This window comes from Treponema porcinum (assembly GCF_900167145.1).
Lineage (GTDB): Bacteria > Spirochaetota > Spirochaetia > Treponematales > Treponemataceae > Treponema_D > Treponema_D porcinum.
Map to the genome: position 1 here is coordinate 54,024 of NZ_FUWG01000014.1, position 22,020 is coordinate 76,043.

The following is a 22,020-nucleotide window of genomic DNA, read 5'->3' on the forward strand; positions in this document are numbered from 1 at the left end:
AAGTCCCCACCCATTGCAAATTCTAATATTTCTTCGAGTTATATTTCATAATTTCTGCGTATACGTCTGCAAGTACACGTAGATACTTATCAGGTATTATATCACCAACTTCCGTATCTGTATAGAGTCCGCGCGCCAAAGGTCTGTTCTCCACAACCGGAACATTATTTTCCGCTGCAATGCGCCTGATTTGAAATGCAATTTCATCCGCCCCTTTCGCCGTTACTTTAGGAGCATCATCAACGCCGCGCTCATACTTCATCGAAACGGCAAAATGCGTCGGGTTAGTGATTACGACATCGGACTCACGTACGGCTTTCGGCATATTCTGCGTCATCATCTGCCTCTGCGCCTGTTCAAGACGTCCCTTAACCTCCGGGTCCCCCTCCATCTCCTTGTACTCCTGCTTAACTTCGTACTTAGTCATCTTCATAGATTCCATAAACTCACGGCGGTTCACAAAATAATCCGGAATGGAAATCAGAATGAAAATTACGGCGGCAATGACAATCAGCTGTGCTGCCATTTCTGCAATTTTTGTAACGGCAAGAGAAATTGAAGCAGACTTAATTGCCATAAGAAGATCCGGAATGTCTTTTTTCAAAAGTAAATAGGCAATAACGACAATCACAGCAACTTTTCCAAGTGACTTTACAATATTAAATACGCCTTTTACGGAAAAAAGCGTATTCTTAAAATATTCACCGAATTTCGGGATAATCTTGCTGAATTTCGGAGTAATCGTCTTGAACGTAAACAGAAATCCCTTATTCTGAATAATATTGCTTAAAACCGCTGCTGTAATTCCAGAAAGAGAAACGGGAAGAATAATTTTCATAAAATAACGGAAAAAAACATACGCAAAAAAAGGAGAAGCAACGTTATTTTCCGTACAGCGCGTAAAAAAAATCCTCATAATCTCCGTACAGGAAATAAAAATTGATTTTGCAAGAAATATCAGAAGAATGACCGTTACAAAAAAAACGACAGAACTGTTCAAGTCCTGACTTTTAGGAATCCTTCCTTCTTCGCGGGCTTTGCGTAATTTATATTCCGACGGTTCCTCAGTCCGTCCTTCGTCCTCAGCGGCAAACCACTGAAGGTCAATATCCTGAAAACTCACTGACTGCCGCCTCCTATGTCAGAAATCACCTGCATAAGTTCGTCAATTCCCGTTGAAAACGACTCTATAAAAAAATCACATAGTGACGGAAACAACAGCCATATAATAAGAAACGCAAGAAGAATCATAATCGGAAACCCCTCTGACAGAAGATTCATCTGCGGAGCGGCTTTTGAAAGAAGTCCCGTGCAGACCGTTATCAAAAGAAGCGTTCCCATTATCGGAAGTGCAATCAGAAGCGCATCTGCAAAAAGATTTGAAAGTCCTTTCAGAAGGAACGAAACAAGCCTTTCCCTGCCGGAAACAAGTTCAAACACATTCAGGCTTGTCAGGCTGCCTGCAAGACCTTTTAAAAACAGTTTCTGAAACCACTGAGTCTGCATAAACACAAGCATTGCAATCAAATTCAAATACTGACCCATAAGCGGATTTTCAACCTGAGAAAGCGCATCATAGGCAGAAGCTGCGCTAAATCCCATCTGGAACGCAAAGAACTGTCCGGCCGTACTGAACGCCGCAAAAATCATAGAAACGAAAAAACCGATTATAACACCGATAAGTGCCTCACCCGCAAGCAGCATAATGTAATACAAACTGAATGCGCCGTCCTCCACAGAAAGAACCGCGCCGTATGCAGAATAATCAGCGCTCCCCATCAGAAAGAACGCCATATACCCTGCAAGAGCAATTTTTGCAGCCTTTGGAACTGTCCGCATAGAAAAAAGAGGAAGCGTAAAAAGCAGCGCAGCGCATCTGGCTGAAACAAGCAGAAAAAGAGGCGCTTTGCTTACGATTTCATCAAGCATATCTGTTTTCCTTACAAACGCCGGGCGTCATTCAAAAATCATTTTGCCAGTTCGGGAATCATCTCAAACAGCTTCACCGTATAATCGCGCAGTTCAGAAAACATCCAGCCGCTAAGCAGTGCAAGCACAAGAAGAATGACTATCAGCTTCGGAAGAAAAGTCAGGGTCTGCTCCTGAATTGATGTCGTCGCCTGAAAAATTGCTACAATCAGACCGATAATCAGTGCCGCGCTCAAGACAGGCAAAATCAGAATGAAAATCTGAAAAATTCCGCTGCGCATTACATTAACAACAGTTCCTATACTCATACGTTCCTCCCGGCACCGCTTACTTCAGAACAGAATTAAACAGCTGGGTCGTCAAAAGCCCCCAGCCGTCAACAAGAACAAAAAGCATCAGCTTGAACGGCATAGAAATCTGTACTGGCGGAAGCATCATCATACCCATACTCATAAGAATGCTTGCAACAACCATATCTATGATAATAAACGGAATATACAGAATAACGCCTATCTTGAATGCAACAGTAAGTTCGTGAAGAATATACGACGGAATAAGCACGTATGTCGGAACGTCAGACCAGTTGTTCGGTTTTGGAAGTTTTGCCATTCCCATAAACATATTCAGAGAACTTGTATCCCTGCCAATCTGCCGTTCCATAAACACGCGGATAGGTTCTTCCGCATTGCGAATTGCAGTTTCTATCTCAATCTCACCGTCAGAAAGAGGCTTGAACGAATTATTATATATCTGCGAGAACGTCGGCCACATAATAAAAAGCGTCATAAAAAAAGCAATTCCGTTAAGAACTGCCGTCGGCGGAACCTGCTGCAAGGAAAGCGCGCGCTTAATAAAATCAAGAACAATTGAAAAACGAAGAAAACACGTAACAAGAATAAGAAGGCTCGGTGCAAGAGTAAGAACCGTAAGGATGACAAGAAGCCGCACGGAAAAAGCAACTTCCTGACCGGAACGCGGCTCTGCAATCTGAATGCTAACATTAGGAATTTCAGCAGGGCGGACGTTGCGGCTCATCTGCGCAGTACCTTCGGCAGAACCGTTTGGAAAAGTGCCGGACTGAGCAACAACAGGGCGGACAGCGCATATCAGCAAAAAGAAAAATACAAGCGGAAGCCTGAACTGTAATTTCTTCATATTATTCTCCGCCGTTCAAACGGTCGTGCTGTCTTTTCAAAAGTTCGGAAACTTTTGCCTGAGTGCCGGAAAGGATGCCGCCGTTATCCTTAGGTCCGTTCGGCATAAAAATGTCAAGAATATCAGAGAAAGTACGCGGCTTTTTTACATTCTGCTGTTCATCCGCGTATAAATTCATAGCATCAACAAGTTCCTTGTCAGAAACTTCCCCTATAAGATTTACGGAATTGTCAGAAACACCCACGATATAAGCGTGATCAAGAAGAGTTACAACCTGTACGGACTTGCCGACTGCCAGATCAACGGAAGAAACTTTCCTTAAAAACGGATCGTCCGCCGCAGAATCGCCGCGAATGCTTTTTTTCATAAACCACATAACGGCATATATACACGCAACGACAATGCCAAGAACGATAATCATCCGCAAAAACAGAAAAAACGTACCGAACCGGGAAGACCTTTCCTGCTGACCGTCCGCAGTTTCGCCAAACGGAATTGCATTCTCCGCACTGGCATCATCAGACGGAAATGACTCTTCCGCAGAATTTTCGGTCAAAAGCGGAACAGTTTTTTCCGCAGAAACCTGCGCATATCCTGAAAAGACAAGAAACAAAGCGCCTAAAAGAAAGGCGCACGCTTTTTTAGAATAGAACACTTTTTCCCACCCATAGTTTGATTATTACGGAAAAGGCTTCTGTATTCCCCTTACAAAAGCCTTTTCTCCTGTTCAATCACATCTACCGTAAATCAGAAACACGTTCCATCGGTGAAAGAATTTCCGTTACGCGGACACCAAAGTTTTCGTCAATGACGACAACCTCACCTTTTGCAATCGGCTTATGATTTACAAGAATATCGACAGGTTCACCGGCAAGTTTATCAAGCTCGATAATCGTACCTTCACCCATACCAAGAATATCTTTTATCTGTTTCTTTGTACGGCCAAGCTCTACGGTCATCTCCATAAAGACGTCCATAATAAGGCTTATATTGCCCTGCTCACCGCCAATATTTCCGCCCTGAAGATTAGGATACTGAAGCGTCTGCACGTTCGGTATGTTGCCCATATTCTGAGCCATTCCCATACCGCCCTGCGGCATAGCCATTTGTCCCATCGGCATTCCCATACCCATCTGAGGCATTCCCATCTGCATCTGGTTCATACCCATCGGCATCTGATTCATTCCCATCCCCATTTGAGGCTGTCCCATTGCCATTCCCTGATTCATTCCCATATCAGATACGGAAGAAACATCCTCCAGTTCGGCAGCAGCCCCTCCGCCGTATGCATTGCCGATTTTTTCCGCAGCAGAACCGCCTATAACTTCCCAGAATGTATAGCCCTGTCCTTCCAAAGTCAAAGGATAGCTGAAAAGCGCAAATTTATTCTGCGGAATACGTATCATTGCCTTAGGATTGTTTACTGCTTCGGCAGGATTACAGGCAAGTCCCGGAAATTTTCCAGTTTTTCCAAGTTCGTCAACTTCCGAACCTGTATGCATTGACACAACGTCAGAAATACAGGACAGAGCCATATCGTCAAAATCAGCATTATCTTCTTTTGAAATAAGATTTACTAGTTTCTGTGCAAACTCAGGCGCAAGAATATACTGATGATCCCCTGAAAGACCGCTGGAAAAATCAGACGTTACGGAAACAACAACTTCCGGCAGCTTTATCAAAAGGGCATCACGGTCAAGAGCTTCTACAATCGGTTCTCCGCCGGAAAAAGAAGCACCCGTCATATTATTCAGTTTCTGAACAAGCGGCTCTTTCAGATTTTCCGCAAATTTCAAAAGTGCATCCGTATCAATATTAACAGCAGGTCCACCAGAAACATGACCGGAAGAATTCAAGCCGTCAACGGATACTCCAGAAAGCAAAGCGTCAATTTCATCCTGTGAAATAGCACCATCACTCATAATGAATCATCTCCTTCTACGGAAAGTTCCTCAAAATCATCCGCAGTCACATCTTCCAACTTGCCAGTAATCTGAACTGCCATTTTTTTGCCGACAACACCAGGCTGACAATAGAATTTTTTCTTATTTCCGACGCTGAGAACAAGCGGATCTCCCACTTTTGTATTTGAAAGACGCACAATATCCCCTGTCCTTAAAGAAAGAACATCACGCACCGGTATATTTATAGAACCGACTTCAGCTACCACATCCATATCAACGGAAGCAAGCTTTTCTTTCAACGTTCCCAGATATTGCGTCGTAGAACTTCTGCGAACAGAAGAAAACCAGTACTGGGAAGACAGCTTTGAAATAATCGGCTCAATAGTAAGATAAGGAATACAGAAATTCAACATTCCTTCCTCATCTCCTACTTTAGTTTCAAGAGTAATAAGGACAACCATCTCCGAAGGCGGAACTATCTGCGCAAACTGAGGATTAGTTTCAATCTGCCCGAGACGCGGACGCAAATCAATAACCTGAGTCCATGCCTCGCGCATATTTGCAAGAACGCGGACGATAATGCCTTCCATTACAGACTGCTCTATATCAGTTAAATCCCGGCTCTTGTTATTTTTATTATTTGCAGTTACTCCGCGTCCGCCAAACAGACGGTCAATCATACAGAACGTAATCGAAGGATCTATCTCAAGAACAGCATTTCCTTTCAACGGATCCATATTTACTACGGCAAGAGTCGTCGGGCTAGGAATAGAACGTATGAATTCCTCATACGTAAGCTGATCTACAGAAGCAACGTGTACATGAACAAGACTTCGAAGCTGTGCGGAAAGACTGGTTGTCGTAAGACGGGCGAACGTTTCGTGCATATTTGAAACGGTACGCAACTGTTCCTTTGAGAATTTATCAGGACGCTTGAAGTCATAAATTTTTATCTTTCGTGTATCACTGACCGGCTTAAACTCATCAGTTTCCGAATCACCGGAACTAATGGCAGTCAGAAGCTGGTCTATTTCATCCTGCGACAGAACTTCGTTCATGTAAAATCCACCTTGAAAATACTGCAGATTATTGCTCAATGACATCAAGCTGCAAGAACGAAATATCCTTGATTTTTGACGTACTCAGAATTTCATCATTGATTGCATTACGAAGCTCAATCTTCAGTTTCTGTTCATTCTGAGGTTTTAATTCAGCAATAGTCTTCTCTGTAAAATATCGGCGCAAAAAGTCTTTGAGTTCAATATTTCTTTGCGTAATTTCAGTGGAAGTCGCCTTATCGTCTTTTTTATAACCAAGCGCTATGTCAACAACAACGCTAGCCGGAATTTCATCGCTTGATTTTGTCCTGATAGCACCGAGTGAAGTATACCAGTCCAGAACTTCACGCTGAACGGCATATTCATCGCTGATAGGAATCGCAACGTTTCCAGAAGAGTTCTTATTAACAATCCTCATAGTTACAACAACAATGACAACTATAAGAATAACGGCTCCAAGCGCAATTGCAATCCACTTCAAAAGAGAAGTAATCAATCCGCCGAAACCACTTTTTTTAGCAGGCATTCCAGCTGCGCTGCCATCATCCAAACCGTCAAGACCGTCGTCTGCCATTTTCCCCTCCCGGAAAAAAGAATATTTTAAATTTAAAACAGTATACTACTAAAAATGTCCTTCATCAAGAATTATTATATCAACGCGCCTGTTATACGCCCTTCCCTCCGGCGTATCATTTGAAAACTTAGGCTTTGTATCTGAGTATCCGGCAATGGAAAACCGGTTCTCGTCCGCGCCGTAATCAGCAAGATAATGAAGTACGTTCATAGATCGCGCCGCAGACAGTTCCCAGTTGCTCTCAAAGCGCGATGATTCAGCAACAGGCGTACTGTCCGTGTGCCCTTCAATTCGGAAACTGCGTTTAGCCAGCTCAGGAAGCTTGAAAAATTCAGAAAGCCTGAGGAGCGTTCCGCGCGTTTCCTCTATATTCAGTTCCGCACTTCCCTCTTTAAAAAAACTGTCGGAGGCAAGCGTAATTACAAGTCCGCGCTCGTCGCTTGTAATGGTAATTTTATTTGACTTTACGTCCGGCGCAAAAAGACTGACTGCCTTCTTCTTTGCAAGCCCAAGAGAACGTCCTTTCTCCAGAGCCGGAAGTGAATTTATATTATTTCCCAAATCAGAAAGCCGTCCCGCAGACAAAGACATTCCACCGGAAACAGATTCCGTTTCATTCATCTGCAATGACTGAGTAATTGTAGCAAGCTGAGTAACGTCAACCTCTGACGGATTATAGAGCATTACGAAGAAGCAGAGCATCAACGTAATCATATCACCATACGTACCCTGCCAGGCTGATGACGGTTTTTCCGGCTCCTTAGCTTTCTTTCCCATAATTAACTTATCCTTAATCTTTCAATACGTCAGCTTCTATGACTTTCCGTGTAACCGGATCAAGATACGTAAGCAGTTTCTGTCCCATAATGCGAGGGTTTTCACCTGCCTGAATGGCAAGGACACCCTCAATAATCATTTCTTTAGAGCGCATCTCCATTGCATTGTGCGCAAGCAGCTTTGTTGAAAACGGCGCAATAAGCCAGTTAGCCATCATAGAACCGTACAAAGTCGTAATCAAGGCGACAGCCATATTAGGACCGAGCGACGACTTGTCCTCAAGGTTGTTCAACATACCGATAAGACCAAGAACCGTACCCATCATACCAAAACCCGGTGCAAATCCTGCCCAGGCGTTCAGAATTCCGATCCAGTCCATATGACGCGCTTCTATCTGATTCATCTCGTTTTCCATAATCGTACGGATAACATTACCGTCCGTACCGTCTACTACAAGACGAAGCCCGTTCCGCATAAAAGGATCTTCAAGGTCATCAAGACCGTCCTCAAGTGCAAGAATACCCTCTCGGCGTGCCTTGTTGGACAAATCAACCATTTTCGTAATAATCGTCTTTTCACCAAAATCAGGAACTTTAAAAGCCTTTCCCATAACTTTGAAAAGACCAACTGCCTTTTTTATAGGAGCAGCAATAAAAATAGCTGCATAAGAACCGCCGACGGTCATAAAAACAGACGGAATATCAATAATTCCGCCCATCGTACCGCCGGATGTCAGAACTGACATAACAATACAGGCAGCACCGCCTATAATACCGATTATTGTTGCAATATCCATTTTACAAGACCTCTTGCGAATTGATTCCCAGATTTCTGCGATAAGAAATTATTTTTTCTATCAGCTCGGCAGGAGAGTTTCTGATGATGAGTTTTTTTCCCGACAGCATTGTAAGCGTTAAATCAGGAGTTTCTTCCATACTTTCTATCATGTGCGGATTCACCCAATACTTTTTCCCGTCCAACCGCATAACTTCAATCATTTTACAATTTTCGCCTGTAATTAAAATAACGTCAAGTGTTTTTTCAATCTTTATGTGCACAAAACAGATTTATGCGCTCAAAAAAAGCCTGCCGTATGCATAACACTTAACATCCGTCACTTCACTCTGCAAAAAATAAAAATACGTTATAAAAAGACTACGTTTTCCTTTACTTATCAACTTTTCGGTATATAATTACAGAAGGAATTTTCTATGAATAACCGACCACGCATTTTCATAATAGAAGACGTACCGGAAATGGCAAGCCTCATAGCAATGTATATAGAAAAAGCCGATATGCAGGCATTTTCATACAGTACTGCCGAAGCTGCACTTTCCGAAATGAAAACGACAGGAGAACCGGACTGCCTGATACTTGACCTTAATCTTCCGGGAATGAGCGGCTTCGATTTTCTTACGCGCATACGCAGAGATTTCAGACCGACAGTCCCGGTCGTCATAGTTTCTGCAAGGGATGCAGACGAAGACGTAATAAAAGGTCTTGGCATAGGCGCAGATGAATTCGTAACAAAACCGTTCTCGCCGAGGGTGCTGGTCGCACGAATTCAGGCACACCTGAGAAGGATGACTGTTTCATCGGCGGCGGCAGAAGAATCCGTACGCTTTGGTGATTACGTCCTTCTACTTGACAGCAACGTACTTAAGAACGGCGGAAGAAAAATCCAGCTGTCCGTAAAAGAATATGCAGTCCTTGAATATCTTATACAGAATGCAGGAACTTCGCTTTCCCCGGAAAAAATCTATACCAAAGTGTGGAAAACGCAGTTCGGAGATATGACAGCCGTTGCCGTCTACATCCAGCGGCTAAGAAAAAAAATTGAAAAAGATCCGTCAAATCCAATGTTCATAAAAACAGATTTCGGAAACGGTTACTTTTTCCCTAAGGAAGCGATTATCGCATGACAGTAAAAAGACAGCTGACTCTGCTCATTTCGCTTATTATATGCCTGCCGGTATTCACAGCCCTTATCATATACGGCTATTACTGTAATTCCTCAAAACGACTGCTCCTGAATTCGTACAGGCGTTCTCCAGAAAAAGCAGACGTTTCCCTTACGTCCGACGATTTAAATTCCATAAAAAAGTCTATCCTGTCGCTTTCTCCAAAAGTCGAAGCGGCACTCATCGTAAAAGACAGGATAATTGAGTCTACGATAGCAGATTTTCCTCAGCCGGGAACAACGCTTCAGGAAGGCGATTTATGGAAAATAATCAAGCAGACCGGTGAAAAATTCTATTACCTTACGGAAACGCCGCTCGGTTCAGACAGAAAGCATCTTGTCCTTCTTGTAAGCAGAATAAGCAAGAAGAAAAACCAGACAAATATGTTCTATTCCCTTCTTGACTGCGTACTGATATTCGTAATAATCTGCGCAGTTGCAACCTGCTGCATATCAAGAACAATCACGTCTTCACTTTCCCATCTGGTAAAACAGACTGAAAAAATCGCAAAGGGAGATTTAACCCCGCAGGAACAAAGAACTCCGGCAAAAAGCAGGAATGAATTTACGGATTTGACAGAGCACATTGACTCAATGCGCGCCGCACTGCTCGACGCAAAAAGAAAGCAGCAGCGTTTTATAATGGGAATTACGCACGATCTGCGGACTCCAATTTCAGTCATAAAAGGATACACGGAAGCGCTTTATGACGGCGTAATAACTTCGGAAGAAGAAACAAAAAAGTCCCTTGAAATCATAAATACAAAAACTTCGCAGCTTGAAGAGATGATAACGTCGCTCATAAATTACTGCACTTTCTTCAGGGACAATTTCAGAAGGCAAATAACGCCTCACTGCATAAAAAAACAGCTTGAAGCATTTGCAAAATCAGCCGAAACGACAGGACGTATCTTCCACAGGAAAATTTCCTGCAACATAAGCCTTCTTGAAAGCACAGACATTCCTGTCAACGAACAGCTTTTGGCGCGTGCACTCGAAAACCTTTTCGGAAATGCCCTGCGATACACAGAAGACGACGGAGAAATTACAATTACGGCAGACGAATCTGACGAATGCATCACAATCACGTTTTCTGACACCGGCTGCGGAATTGCTGAAAAAGACATATCGCATCTTTTTGACTTATTTTACCGCGGAACAAATTCACGGCGCGAACAAGGACTTGGAATCGGTCTTTCAGTCGTAAAAGACATAGTTGACCTTCACGGATGGAACATAGCTATCCGCTCCGAACTTGGAAAAGGCTCTGATTTTATAATACGCATTCCGAAAAGCACGAACAGGACAGACGGAGAGCCTACATAATTTCTTCAAGAAACGTATTAAGAAAAAGAAGTCCGTTTCCTGTAAGGGCATACCAGTTCTGTCCGTCTTTCTGATACTGACGAAGCAGATTTTTTTTCTGCCACCGGTCAAAAACACGGAGAATTCTCTCAGGAATTTCATCTCCGAACCGTCCGGAATATTCTTCCGCACATATTCCGTCCGCCGTCCGAAATCCCATCATAAAAAATTCAAACTGTTCCGTATTTTTTTCGATGCACTCAACTGACTGAGGCACAACAGCCTGACCGGCGCTTTTCTTACAGTCAAAACTGTTCCAGAACCGGATGTATTCTGCAATATCGTGCGTATTTGTATACCGAAACGATTTTCTGCCGTACAAAGAACCGGCCGCACCGCTTCCAGCACCGATATAATTCTGTAGTTTCCAGTAGGTAAGATTATGCGCGCACGGAGAACCGTTTTTTATGCTGTAAAAATTAGAAACTTCGTACTGCCTGTATCCGCGGCTTTCCAGAAAATCCCTGCCGGAAATCCACATTGCATCTGCCGCATCAAAATCGTAACAGACAGCTCCTTCCCGAACAGCATTTCCAAGTGGAGTTCCGTCCTCAATAGTAAGGGAATACATAGAAATATGGGCAGGCTCGTACGAAAGGAGCTTTTCAAGACCGTTAAAAAAGCCGCTTTCGGACTGTCCCGGAAGCGCGCATATTATGTCTGCGGAAAAAACGCCTTTCCATACGCGGCGGATGCATTCAAGCGCGGCGTAAACTGTCTGAAGAGAACTGCGACGTTTTACGGCAGAAAGAACGGACTGTTCCATTGCCTGAATTCCTACCGAAATCCTGTTTACGCCGCATTCAGAAAGGCATTCCAGAAGCGAAGACGTAACGTCATCAGGATTAAGTTCAACGGTACATTCCGCCGCCGTTCCGCCAAGAGAACGAATGAAGTTAAAAAGCCGCCTTAACTGTTTTTCCGAAAGCAGGCTTGGTGTTCCGCCTCCGACATACACCGTCAACCAGCCGTCCGCACCAAATTCTGCCATCCGCCAGGAAATCTCCGCACACAACGCGTCTATATATGAATCGGGAACGTCTCCGTCTGCCGAAATACTGAAAAAATCACAGTACGTACATTTTGAGCGGCAGAACGGAATGTGAATGTATAAAGAAGTCTTCATTAAAACAGGCTCAGCCTGCTGAACGGAAAATATTGCAACACCGCTCCGGCACATACATCATCTTTTTTGAGCGGTCCCCAAAGGCGCGAATCAATGCAGCTTATCCGGGAATCTCCGAGCACAAAATATTCATTTCTGCCAAGCGTCATTTCCTCAAACGAGCCGATGACACCGATAGAATTATCCCAGCCGGCAGGATTTGTCGAAACGTTCACATTATAGCTTTTTTCTGCAAGTTCAAATTCCGTAAGGAAATATTTTTCACCGCGCGGCTTGATGTAAAGCACGTAGTCACGCATATAAATAGTATCACCTGGCAAACCTACAACGCGCCGTATCTGCCGTTCCTTTCCAACAAGATTATTCATATTTCCGGCAGAAACCTGACCTGCGGTTACAAAACTTACAAAAGAAGAGCCTGCTTTTTTCAAAAACGGTACGTCTTCACTGTCAAGTGGATTTACAAGAACGACAGCTCCGCGCCCGAAATGTTTTTTCAGCGGAGAGAACATAATGCACGAATTCCGACCGACATCACTTTCCATAGAAACGGAAACCTGACGCACAGGAAAAACAACGAACGCCAGAATCAAATTGATTACTATGTAGACGGCAACGAGCATACACACTATAGAAAGCACGCGCTGCCGCATTTCTTTTTTCAGGGAATACGAAAGTTCATACAATTCTTTATTCATAAAACCAAGTTAGCATAAAACGGACTTCTTTACAATTATATTGAACGCATATTGAATACCTCAAACACAGGGAACATCCTTCTCTTCCCCGTTTACTTGAAACCGCCGTAACTATGTTTTATAATCACACTGTATGTCAGAGAATAGAAAAATTATTGCAGAAAACAGAAAAGCCAGATTCAACTACTTCATCGAAGAATCCATCGAATGCGGAATTGCACTTGAAGGAACGGAAGTTAAGTCAGTGAAGAACGGCAGCATCTCATTTCCGGACGCATTTGCAGAAATCGTAAATAACGAAGTTTTTGTAAAAGGACTGCACATTTCGGAATATTCATATTCTTCTGTTTTCAATCACAACCCTGACCGCGTAAAAAAGCTGCTCCTGCATAAGGAAGAAATAAAAAGACTGAAAAGAAAAACTGAAGAAAAAGGCTATACACTTATTCCCATAGACTTCTACTTGAAAAACGGACGCGTAAAGCTCACGCTCGGAATCTGCAAAGGAAAAAAGCAGTTCGACAAAAGGGCATCCATAAAGGAACGGGACGTCAACAGGGATATTCAACGGGAATTCAGAAAGGGGCTGAACTGAGAGTGCGTTTTACAAGAAAAACAGCTGTTTTATTTTCTCTTCTTGCAATTCTGCTTGTTACGGCAGAAGCACAGCCTCCTGAGCGCATTGATTTTTACGGCGTAATATCCCCGGACGCAGACAAAAATATGATAAAAATGACGGAAGATTTGTACTACACGCAGCTTAAGGATTTTTCGCCATTCGTAAACGATTTTCGGGAAAAAACAAAAAGCGGCGGAATGACGCCGGACGACATCCACTCCCTTCCGACAGACGAAGGAGCAGTATCATTCTATGCCGTAATAACGCGTAACGGCGATGCGCTGAGTAAATGGGAATGTACGCTGTGCCTGAAACGCCCGGATGAAGAAAAAACGTTCTTATTTTCAAAAGAATATGATTCCTACTATAAAATCCTTATGGAATCAAAAACGGTGCTGAATGCAATGCTCGGAAAAGCAATGCGTTCTGACGGAAACGCAAAAAAGCCGGAAATCACGGAAACCGCCGCAGAAAAAACGCAAGAAGCTGGGGTAGAAAATACAGTTTCCGAAAAGCCGCATTTGCAGGGAACGTCCGGCATTGACATTTCCGGAACGTGGACAGGCGGACAGGACATTGCAAAAGCCGTAATTATGAAAGGCGGACGCGGCTTTATCATATTCAAAAACGGCGCAACAATGAACATTTCAATTACTACGGAAGAAACGCCCGGCCAGAACCCGACAGTACGGATACGGCAAATCGGACATTCAAACGCATCTTACTTTCCGGAGATGGAGCGAGACGTTGCGCTTGAGGCGGCAAAAAACGCAGAACCGATTGAATGGGAACTTGAACTTACGGCAGAAACAACGCTTACAGGAAACAAAAAAACGCTTGTACCGGACGAAACAGGAAGTCAGTTTCAGCCGGGACTCATTCCTGTTGAATGGACAAAAAAATAGCGCAGACATTCAGGCTGATTTTTTATCTGCGCATAAAAAAAACGTATCTTTCCAAAAATTTATCCGCTTCCCTACAGCTTAACCGCGCCCTGCCTTACTACAGTTACCGTTTCGCCGTCAAGACGCACAATTGTAGACGGAACGCTGTTTTGCGCATCGCCGGCATCTACAATCAAATCTACCTCACGTTCAAATTCCGCCCTTATGTCCGCTATTTTCTGAAGGACAGGACTTCCGCTCCTGTTTACGCTTGTTGAATACAGCGGACTTCCGGCAAGCCGTATAACAGAACGAAGCCACTCATCGCCAGGACAGCGGACTGCAACAGTTGAACCGGGATTTTTTTTATCGCTTACAATAATCGTAAGCGGTCCAGGCCACAGTTTCAAAAGTTTTTCGGGAATTATGTCATCGGTAATAAAGCTGATGTCTTCCGGCGAAGAAATAAGCTGGATAAAAGGCTTCGTTTCCGCACGCCCCTTGATTTTTCTGATTAGTGCATCAGTTCGTCCCGTAACGCCTGAAAAACCGTAGACTGTATCGGTGGGCAAAATCAAAACTTTTTCTTTTCTTAAAAGGTTCGCGCAACGGACTGCCGAATCAGTGTCAGATTTGCTGCAAATCATATACAGGTATTCCTTCCACGACCGCAAACTCTTTTTTACGGAACGAAACGCCGCCGCGGCTTAAATCAACGCACAGCATAAGAACAAAAGAAACAAGAAAGAACGAAACACCGAAAATTTTGCATACGTCTTCCGGCAGACAGGAACATTCTTTTCTGCGCACCACCGAACCTATGTCAAACAGCGTAGTCTGGTACGACTTTAATCCTGTAATCTTTACGAGTTTCTCCCCGTCGGAAACGTAATCAAGCTTGCGCGCATAGGCAGCAATCACGTCACGGTCTTTAAGGAGAGCAGTATATTCCAATTTCAGTTCATTGTTTATATTTTGAATTTCATTCGTCTTGTATGCAATTTCTTTCTTCTGCTCGGCAAGCTGCTTATAACTGACAATGCCGTTCTGTCCTGCAACAAAAGAAACACAAGTATACGCAAATGCTCCGATAAACAATGCGGTTAAAAACTTCATACGAATCATTATATTTATCTATCGGCATACATTTTTATTTTCTGAAATGAAAATATATGATATAATATGCCGTAATTAAACAGAAAATAACTATTGAATTCTATGTTTTTTGCCGATATTCAAAAGGTAATAAACTTTTTTTTCAATGAGAGGAACTGCATGAGTAATTCAACTGACGATACAAAAGAGCTGGACAGTTATGGAGTTTGGGTAAAAAGAGCGCCGCAGGATGCGTCTGAAGAAGCACTGGACTTAGACCTTCCTGACTTTTCAGATTTTCAGGAAACTGCTGACCAGACCGGCATAATAGAAGAACAGAATGACAATGAAGTTCCGGTTGCTGACCAAGACAGTTCCGTTACTGACGAAAACAGCGAAATATCAATTGATGACTTTGTAACGGACGGTTTTACAGATCCGAACGAAGCGTATGCACCCTCCTCGCCTAATCCGCCGGAACAGGACGGAGAAATTTCCCTCGACGATTTTATGGAGGGAGGATTTGAAGCTCCGTCCGAAGGCAGTACTAATTCAAAATCCGCTTCTGAGTCAGATGAAGTTTCTCTTGACGACTTTCTAGACGGCGACTTTTCTGACGGTGCAGGCGCATCTTCCTCTGATGAAATTTCTATAGACGACTTCCTTGATGATGATTCAGTCAGTTCTGCAAAACAGAAAGAAGATGACATAACAAACGACGACCCGCTTGACATCGACGTTGAATTCACGGAAGCAGAAGAAGATGCAGTTCCTACAACAGAAATCACGGAAGAAAACGAAAGCGAAAATGAAGAGTCTTTTGCCGATGATGACGATATGTTTGATTCTATTGAAATGATAGAAACAGCTTCTGAACCGGAAGCAGAAACGCCGGTCACAAAAAGCAACATCGAACTTGAAGATGTATCGCTTGATGACTTCAACCTTGAAGAAAGCGATGATGCAACGGCAGCTGCGCTCGGAGCGTCAATCAACTCAAGCGTTTCTTCCGGTGAAGAAACTGTATCCCTTGACTCATTCGGCATAGACGGTTCATCGGAAGAAAATGCAGCTGGTGCCGGTTCTTCACGAAAGCAACAGACTGTAGATTACGAACTTGCAATCACAGAAGAAGACAACGTTCAGTCTGCTCCGGTAATAGATGAAATAAAATCAGATTCAGTCACACAGAACAAGGAGGAAACTACGGAAACAACAGTTAACAACGAACTTCTTGAAAAAATCGTATCTGACCTTTCAGGGCTGAAAGATGAAATAAACGCATTGAAAAACGATCTTGCAGAACTGAAAGAAAAAAATACGCTGGATAATATTTCTTCCGGACAAAATGACGGAGAACAGCCGGCAGAAAATGAGATAGAACTCCCTGTACAATCAGAACCGGCTGAAGAACCAGGCGGATTTTTCAACAGTGACGAAGAAGATGACACAATCGCACTTTCCGGCGACGAACTTTCAAATATTGTAAGCAACGCAGATTTTACAGAAGAAACAGCAGAACCGGATACACAGTACGATGAAAGCACGGAAAAAACTGTTATAGAAGAACAGCCGGAACAAGAACCTCCAGAAGAATTTTCTGCAGATTTTTCAAACGATACCCCATTCGGCGGAATAGAAGACACAGTTATTCCAGACGAAGAGCCGGATTCAGGACTTTCAATGGACATCAATGAAGAAATCCTTGAAGAACCGAATCTTGATGACATCGAAACAAATGCAGACATTCCGGAAGAAATTGAAATTCCGAAAGTTGACGACATTGCAGAAACACAGGACGAAGAACCGGATCTTGATGACATTCTTGTAGAGTCATCTTCCACCGATTTTATGGATTCCGTAACAGATTCTACGAATATGCAGCCTGACATTGAAATTACGGAACCGGTAGAGCCGGAACTTGCAGAGGAAGAAGCAGCAATTACAAAGGAAGAAGCTGACGACATTACTTCTGAATATTCGGCAGATACAACTGAAAATACAGAGCCGGTACTTGATGAAGATGCAGCGCTTGAACTGCCAGAAGAGAGTTCTTCTGACGCAGAAAACACTGATGAAGAAAGTACAGATGATATTTTCAATGAAACTGCAATAGAGGACGCACAGCACACACAGGATGCAATGATGAATGACATAATGAATGAAGCACCGTCTGTTGACAATGCGCTTTCTGAAGAAAATGTCGATTATCTTAGCAAAGACAACACTGTCCTTTCTGATGATGAAGCTGCCGTTGCAGAATCAGAGCCGGAACCGTCAGCAGAAACTGAACAAACTGACACAAGCAACTTGCCGTCAGATATAAAGGAGGACGTAAAATCAGTTCTTCTTTATATGGATCAGCTTCTTGAAAATCTGCCGGAAGATAAAATTATGGAATTTGCAAAATCCGAGCAGTTTACTACTTATAAAAAACTTTTCAACGAACTCGGGCTTTCATAATATACGGAAAATATGGGCTGTCCGAAATGCGGACAGCCCGTTTTTCTTTTTAACGGTTATATGACAGGCATAGAATTTTCCAGGTCAAAAAACGGCGCAGAAACGTGCACCGTAAATAATAAATTCCTTCACTCCTCATACAATCCGCAGAACGAAGCTGAACGTTTTGTTAATTCCGTTGAATGCACGTTTTTTCCTAAAGCGGTATTCATAAACGAACCGGCAATGTCCTATTGCATACCGTTTTTGAGAGCGCGCTTTCCTGACAGCAAAATAACTGCAATCCGATATTCCAGAGCATTTGACAAATGGAACGATTTTTTTGATGATACGCTATATTTCGAACCGGGAAAAGAGCAGTTTTTTGAAACGCAGCTGTTCCAAAAAAACGGAGAAGATGTTCTCTGCGCCTCGCTTTTTTTAAGCTGGACTCCGTCTGCAAACGCTTTTCCTGAGCATGAAAAAAACATCTGGAAATCTATCAAAAATACTCTCCAAAAATGCAATGCTCTGATTGCAACAAAAAGCTGTTTTTCAAGGCGATGGATAAAAAATGCAGTTACATTCTGTATGAACGTAAAGAAAGCCGCATCAATCGTACCGTTCCACAGTCCTGTCGTAATTGCAGCAAGCGGTCCAAGCATAGAAGGGGCTCTACCCTTCCTGCAAAAATTCCGTCGGAAGTACATACTTTTATGCGTTTCCTCTGCGCTTTCAATTCTTGAGAAAAACAATATTAACCCGGACTTTGTGCTTTCAACTGACGGCGGCTGGTGGGCAAAAGTTCATCTTCGTCCTCTTGAAAAAAACAAAATCATACCGCTTGCACTTCCGCCGGAAGCCGCCTGTCAGAAAAATATCCTGCATAACAGTACAATAATTCCGCTGGATTATTCAGACGGAATAGAAAGCGAAATCCTGCATATATGGACAGAAACCTGTGGAATTTCCTGCCTTAAGGCAATGCGAAACGGAACTGTCAGCGGAACGTCGGCAGAACTTGCACTTTCATTAACTGACGGACCGGTTTTTGCCTGCGGTCTTGACCTTGCAGAAAACAAAGGCTTTCAGCACGCACAGCCTAATATGATTGAAACAAAAGCCTCTTCCACCGACACACGCATTTTGACAACTGAAACGCGGCAGGCAAAATCCCGCTTTTACAGCGGCTCTCTTCATATTTACCGCGACTGGTTTTCCGCAGAATCCAGACGTCTTGCAGAACGATTTTTCCGGCTTTCAAATTCTTTTCCATACAAAAATACGCTCGGAAACATTCAGGACGCAGATTTTTCTTTGTTTAAGGAAAAAGTCAGCAGATTTTCAGATGCAGACAAAAAATGTCTTTTTTCCTGCGAAAAGCACATTCAGGAAAAAGACATTAAAAGCGTTCAGCAGAAAATCAGCAGTTTTATAGACAGGGAATCCCGGACGGAACGGTGGCTGAAAACAGTTTTTCCGACAGACGTCATAATGATTGAAAAAACGAAGGATTCTGCCGAAAAACAAAAGAAAAAAGATGAATTACTAAGAAAAAACGATGAATTTTCTTCTGAACTGAGGAAACTGATTTATGGATAGACTTTACGTTTCCGTTCTTACGTCAAAAACAAATCTCCCTGTTCCGCAATTCAAAAGTACAAGACCTGCCTGCTCGCTTTACAATCCAGAAAGGGAGGCCCTTCAATTTGCAGAGCAGACTTCCCCTGCCGATATTTTCCTGCTTCTTGGTGCAGGAGCAGGCTATCACCTGAAAGAACTTTCCGCCAGATTTCCAGATGCACGTTTTCTTGTTATGGAAGCCTCCGAAGCTGACATAAATTTCTTAAAACAGACAATGCCGGAGATAAAACGGCTTTCCGTTATGCCGAACATTACGATTTTCCCGGAAGATGAACTTGAAAAGATGCTTCTGCAAAATTATCTTCCTGCACTTTATCCGTCGTTTTCGGTACTGGAACTTCGCAGCTGGTGCAGCGAACGCCTGGAACATACTGTTGAAATCAGGCAGAAAATAAAGGCTGTCCTTGAAAAAATCTCGTGTGACTTTGCAACGCAATCTCATTTTGGAAAAATATGGCAGCACAACATACTGAAAAACATTCCGGCTGTAAAAGACATAAAAAATCTACCGCTTCCGGTAAACAAAACAGCCGTAATTGCCGCCGCAGGTCCAAGCCTTGACGAAACGGCGGATTATATATGCAGAAACAGAAAAAACGTGTACGTAATCTCAACGGACACGGCATACCAGCCGCTGCGAAGGCGCGGAATTTTCTGCGATGCGGTTGTTTCGATTGACGGACAGGCTGTATCCCAAAATCATTTTGCCGGAACTATAGACGCAGAATCGCTCTTTATATTTGACATTGCGGCAAACAGTCAGGCTGTAAGGAAAACAGCGGAAAACGGAAATCAGATTATTTTTTCAACGTCCGGTCATCCGCTTGCAGAGCTTATTCAGCATATAAACGGCAAAAAATCATTCTTTCCGCTGACTTCCGGCGCAGGAACAGTAACTATGGCGGCAGTTGATTTTGCCGCAAAAGCAGGATTTTCAGAAATCACCGTTCTGGGGGCAGATTTTGGATATACAGGCGGAAAAAGCTATGCAAAAGGCACGTATCTGGACATTCTTTTTAAGGCTGGGGAAAATAAGCTCCGTACATTTGAAACGACATTTTCCGCCCTTCAGTACCGTTCGCCGCTTACAAGAATATCCGCAAAAAAAACAACGACAAAACTGCTGGAGTCCTACCGGATTTCCTTTGAAGAATGGGCAGATCAGAACGGCTTTACCTTAGAAAACGACAGTGAAATCTACACTCTCCACAAAAGAGAAAAAGATAAAGCCGTTGCAATGCCGCTTAACCAAAGCAGCATTGATATAGTCAGATTAAAATCCGTGACGAAAGAATTTCCCGCTCATAAGGATTTCCGGACAGAAGAATACGACAGGTCATCTCCTTTTCAGACGGCGTTTCTTCCGTTCATTGCATATCTTAGAAAAAAGGAGCAGTACAGGTCCAGACCGTACAAAGCACTGCAAAATCTTGCTTTAGACGATTTTGTGCTGTATACTAAATTGCTATGAAAAGAAAAAGCATTACTATTTATTCAGTTATTATTTCTATTGTATTTGCATTTGCAATCGGATTTTTTGCCTTCAATATTTTTTCAGAAATACACACCGGAACTGTGCGGGCAAAAAACACTTTCGACTCGCTGACGGCTGCCATAAAAAAAGCCAGAACACCGGAAGAAATAAAAGCTGCCGTCCTCTACCCTGAAAATTACGCTGCCCTTTTCATAGCAGATAACGGAACGCCTGTTGTTGCAAGCCCGAATGAAAACGCAAAAAATGCAGAAAGCACGCGTCTTGTAAAAGTCTACCGCGTTACAGTCAGCCGAAACGAAACACCGTGCGACATCACCGCAGCAATTTACGTCCTGCGCCCGTCCGTTATTTTTTACTACGCACGATTTTCTTTCATTATAATAATGATTGCAACGCTTCTTACAATCGTGCTGATTATTTTTATTTCAGCAACGTCAAAAAACGAATTTTCTGATGAACCAGACGAAGATGACGATTATGAAGAAATTTCACAGGATGAAGACAGCGAACAGGACTACAAGTTTGAAGAAGAAAACTCTCAGGAGGACTATGAATTTAATTCAGAGACAACCGAATCTGAGGGTGAAAACAGCGGCATCATTCTAGAAACGCACGATGACTATGCGGAAAATTCTATGCAGGAAGCAACGACCGTTTCTGAAGATGAGACAGACACTGCCGCTGATGAAATTCCATACGGAAAGCCGGCAGAACTCAGGGAGCAGGAACAGGAAGCAGAACCGGATGTTTCCCTTTTTACCCTGCCGGAAGAAAACGAAGCAAAAGATAAATTTTCTCCAGTAACAGGGCTGTCGTGGGAAACACAGCTTAAACCGCGCCTTGAAACGGAACTTGTACGGGCAGCTTCATCAGAGCAGGATATTTCACTGTTCCTCATCAAAATTCCGGGACTGTCATTCACTGATGATGAAACAAAAGAAATTACCGCATATCTTTTAAAAGAAATGCCCTTCCGCGACAAGCTTTTTGAATACAACAATGACTCTTTTGCAATGATCCGCCTTGAAACTACAATAGATGAAGCAGAAGATTATGCTGAAAAACTGCACTGCGGAATAAGGGAGCTTCTTCCACAGGAAAAGAACGACTGCTATATCGGCATTTCATCAAGGTCAACAAGAATGCTCTCTGCAGAAAGACTTATAACAGAAGCAGATGAGGCTTTGCGTCACGCCGTTGAAGAAGAAACGTCAAAAATAATAGGATTTCACGTAGATATAGAAAAATACCGGCAGTTCATAAAAAACAGCTGATTTTAAAACTGCACGGCTATC

General features: G+C 43.1%; 23 protein-coding genes. 8 read left to right on the forward strand and 15 right to left on the reverse strand.

What is annotated here, in order from left to right:
* Positions 1-22: 22 nt before the first annotated feature.
* The 11 genes from flhB to B5D55_RS09420 form a co-directional block, all read right to left on the reverse strand.
* Positions 23-1,123, reverse strand: coding sequence for a flagellar biosynthesis protein FlhB (flhB, locus tag B5D55_RS09370; RefSeq protein ID WP_234975419.1), 1,101 nt, complete (start codon positions 1,121-1,123; stop codon positions 23-25).
* Positions 1,120-1,929, reverse strand: coding sequence for a flagellar biosynthetic protein FliR (fliR, locus tag B5D55_RS09375; protein ID WP_078933757.1), 810 nt, complete (start codon positions 1,927-1,929; stop codon positions 1,120-1,122). The genes flhB and fliR overlap by 4 nt, the downstream gene beginning before the upstream one ends.
* A gap of 38 nt (positions 1,930-1,967) precedes the next feature.
* Complete coding sequence (fliQ, locus tag B5D55_RS09380) at positions 1,968-2,237, reverse strand: flagellar biosynthesis protein FliQ (RefSeq protein WP_078933758.1); 270 nt, start codon at positions 2,235-2,237, stop codon at positions 1,968-1,970.
* 19 nt (positions 2,238-2,256) lie between these two features.
* Entirely contained in the window at positions 2,257-3,084 is an 828-nt protein-coding gene (fliP, locus tag B5D55_RS09385) for a flagellar type III secretion system pore protein FliP (RefSeq protein WP_078933759.1), read from the reverse strand.
* A gap of 1 nt (position 3,085) precedes the next feature.
* The gene (locus B5D55_RS09390; protein ID WP_078933760.1) at positions 3,086-3,739 is read right to left on the reverse strand and encodes a FliO/MopB family protein; all 654 of its coding nucleotides are present in this window, start codon (positions 3,737-3,739) and stop codon (positions 3,086-3,088) included.
* Between the two features lie 82 nt (positions 3,740-3,821).
* On the reverse strand, positions 3,822-5,006 hold the full coding sequence (gene fliN / locus B5D55_RS09395) for a flagellar motor switch protein FliN (RefSeq protein ID WP_078933761.1): 1,185 nt from the start codon (positions 5,004-5,006) through the stop codon (positions 3,822-3,824).
* A complete protein-coding gene (gene fliM / locus B5D55_RS09400) occupies positions 5,003-6,046 on the reverse strand; it encodes a flagellar motor switch protein FliM (RefSeq protein ID WP_078933762.1) in 1,044 nt (347 codons plus the stop codon). The genes fliN and fliM overlap by 4 nt, the downstream gene beginning before the upstream one ends.
* Before the next feature lie 28 nt (positions 6,047-6,074).
* The gene (locus B5D55_RS09405) at positions 6,075-6,620 is read right to left on the reverse strand and encodes a flagellar basal body-associated FliL family protein (RefSeq protein ID WP_078933763.1); all 546 of its coding nucleotides are present in this window, start codon (positions 6,618-6,620) and stop codon (positions 6,075-6,077) included.
* A gap of 48 nt (positions 6,621-6,668) precedes the next feature.
* Positions 6,669-7,397 carry a flagellar motor protein MotB gene (motB, locus tag B5D55_RS09410; RefSeq protein WP_078933764.1) on the reverse strand — a complete coding sequence of 243 codons (729 nt, stop codon included), beginning with the start codon at positions 7,395-7,397 and terminating at the stop codon, positions 6,669-6,671.
* Positions 7,398-7,410: 13 nt separating this feature from the next.
* Positions 7,411-8,193: a motility protein A gene (locus tag B5D55_RS09415; RefSeq protein WP_078933765.1), complete on the reverse strand. Its 783-nt coding sequence runs from the start codon at positions 8,191-8,193 to the stop codon at positions 7,411-7,413.
* Position 8,194: 1 nt separating this feature from the next.
* A complete protein-coding gene (locus B5D55_RS09420; protein WP_078933796.1) occupies positions 8,195-8,395 on the reverse strand; it encodes a flagellar FlbD family protein in 201 nt (66 codons plus the stop codon).
* A gap of 213 nt (positions 8,396-8,608) precedes the next feature.
* Here B5D55_RS09420 and B5D55_RS09425 point away from each other — a divergent pair, with 213 nt between their 5' ends.
* Together B5D55_RS09425 and B5D55_RS09430 are read left to right on the forward strand one after the other, a co-directional pair.
* Positions 8,609-9,319: a response regulator transcription factor gene (locus B5D55_RS09425; protein ID WP_078933766.1), complete on the forward strand. Its 711-nt coding sequence runs from the start codon at positions 8,609-8,611 to the stop codon at positions 9,317-9,319.
* Entirely contained in the window at positions 9,316-10,683 is a 1,368-nt protein-coding gene (locus B5D55_RS09430; protein ID WP_078933767.1) for a HAMP domain-containing sensor histidine kinase, read from the forward strand. The genes B5D55_RS09425 and B5D55_RS09430 overlap by 4 nt, the downstream gene beginning before the upstream one ends.
* Here B5D55_RS09430 and hemW read toward each other — a convergent pair.
* Both hemW and lepB read right to left on the reverse strand, forming a co-directional pair.
* The gene (hemW, locus tag B5D55_RS09435; protein WP_159446200.1) at positions 10,676-11,848 is read right to left on the reverse strand and encodes a radical SAM family heme chaperone HemW; all 1,173 of its coding nucleotides are present in this window, start codon (positions 11,846-11,848) and stop codon (positions 10,676-10,678) included. The two genes, B5D55_RS09430 and hemW, sit on opposite strands and share 8 nt — an antisense overlap.
* A complete protein-coding gene (lepB, locus tag B5D55_RS09440) occupies positions 11,848-12,546 on the reverse strand; it encodes a signal peptidase I (RefSeq protein ID WP_078933769.1) in 699 nt (232 codons plus the stop codon). Before lepB ends, hemW begins: the two co-directional genes overlap by 1 nt.
* Positions 12,547-12,679: 133 nt before the next feature.
* Here lepB and smpB point away from each other — a divergent pair, with 133 nt between their 5' ends.
* Both smpB and B5D55_RS09450 read left to right on the forward strand, forming a co-directional pair.
* Positions 12,680-13,141 carry an SsrA-binding protein SmpB gene (gene smpB, locus B5D55_RS09445; RefSeq protein WP_078933770.1) on the forward strand — a complete coding sequence of 154 codons (462 nt, stop codon included), beginning with the start codon at positions 12,680-12,682 and terminating at the stop codon, positions 13,139-13,141.
* 2 nt (positions 13,142-13,143) lie between these two features.
* Positions 13,144-14,070 carry a TP0183 family DNA metabolism protein gene (locus B5D55_RS09450; RefSeq protein ID WP_078933771.1) on the forward strand — a complete coding sequence of 309 codons (927 nt, stop codon included), beginning with the start codon at positions 13,144-13,146 and terminating at the stop codon, positions 14,068-14,070.
* A gap of 71 nt (positions 14,071-14,141) precedes the next feature.
* Here B5D55_RS09450 and B5D55_RS09455 read toward each other — a convergent pair whose 3' ends face one another.
* Together B5D55_RS09455 and B5D55_RS09460 are read right to left on the reverse strand one after the other, a co-directional pair.
* Positions 14,142-14,696: an L-threonylcarbamoyladenylate synthase gene (locus B5D55_RS09455; RefSeq protein ID WP_078933772.1), complete on the reverse strand. Its 555-nt coding sequence runs from the start codon at positions 14,694-14,696 to the stop codon at positions 14,142-14,144.
* Positions 14,677-15,165: a septum formation initiator family protein gene (locus B5D55_RS09460; protein ID WP_159446201.1), complete on the reverse strand. Its 489-nt coding sequence runs from the start codon at positions 15,163-15,165 to the stop codon at positions 14,677-14,679. Before B5D55_RS09460 ends, B5D55_RS09455 begins: the two co-directional genes overlap by 20 nt.
* A gap of 159 nt (positions 15,166-15,324) precedes the next feature.
* Between B5D55_RS09460 and B5D55_RS09465 the strand changes: the two genes are divergently transcribed.
* Genes B5D55_RS09465 through B5D55_RS09480 form a run of 4 tightly spaced genes read left to right on the forward strand, consistent with a single transcriptional unit; the run spans position 15,325 to position 21,999 of the window.
* Complete coding sequence (locus B5D55_RS09465) at positions 15,325-17,607, forward strand: midas domain-containing protein (protein ID WP_143593314.1); 2,283 nt, start codon at positions 15,325-15,327, stop codon at positions 17,605-17,607.
* A 60-nt stretch (positions 17,608-17,667) separates the two neighbouring features.
* Positions 17,668-19,188: a 6-hydroxymethylpterin diphosphokinase MptE-like protein gene (locus B5D55_RS09470; protein WP_159446202.1), complete on the forward strand. Its 1,521-nt coding sequence runs from the start codon at positions 17,668-17,670 to the stop codon at positions 19,186-19,188.
* Positions 19,181-20,701, forward strand: coding sequence for a motility associated factor glycosyltransferase family protein (locus B5D55_RS09475; protein WP_078933776.1), 1,521 nt, complete (start codon positions 19,181-19,183; stop codon positions 20,699-20,701). The genes B5D55_RS09470 and B5D55_RS09475 overlap by 8 nt, the downstream gene beginning before the upstream one ends.
* Positions 20,698-21,999: a diguanylate cyclase domain-containing protein gene (locus B5D55_RS09480; RefSeq protein ID WP_078933777.1), complete on the forward strand. Its 1,302-nt coding sequence runs from the start codon at positions 20,698-20,700 to the stop codon at positions 21,997-21,999. The genes B5D55_RS09475 and B5D55_RS09480 overlap by 4 nt, the downstream gene beginning before the upstream one ends.
* The last annotated feature ends 21 nt before the right edge of the window (positions 22,000-22,020 follow it).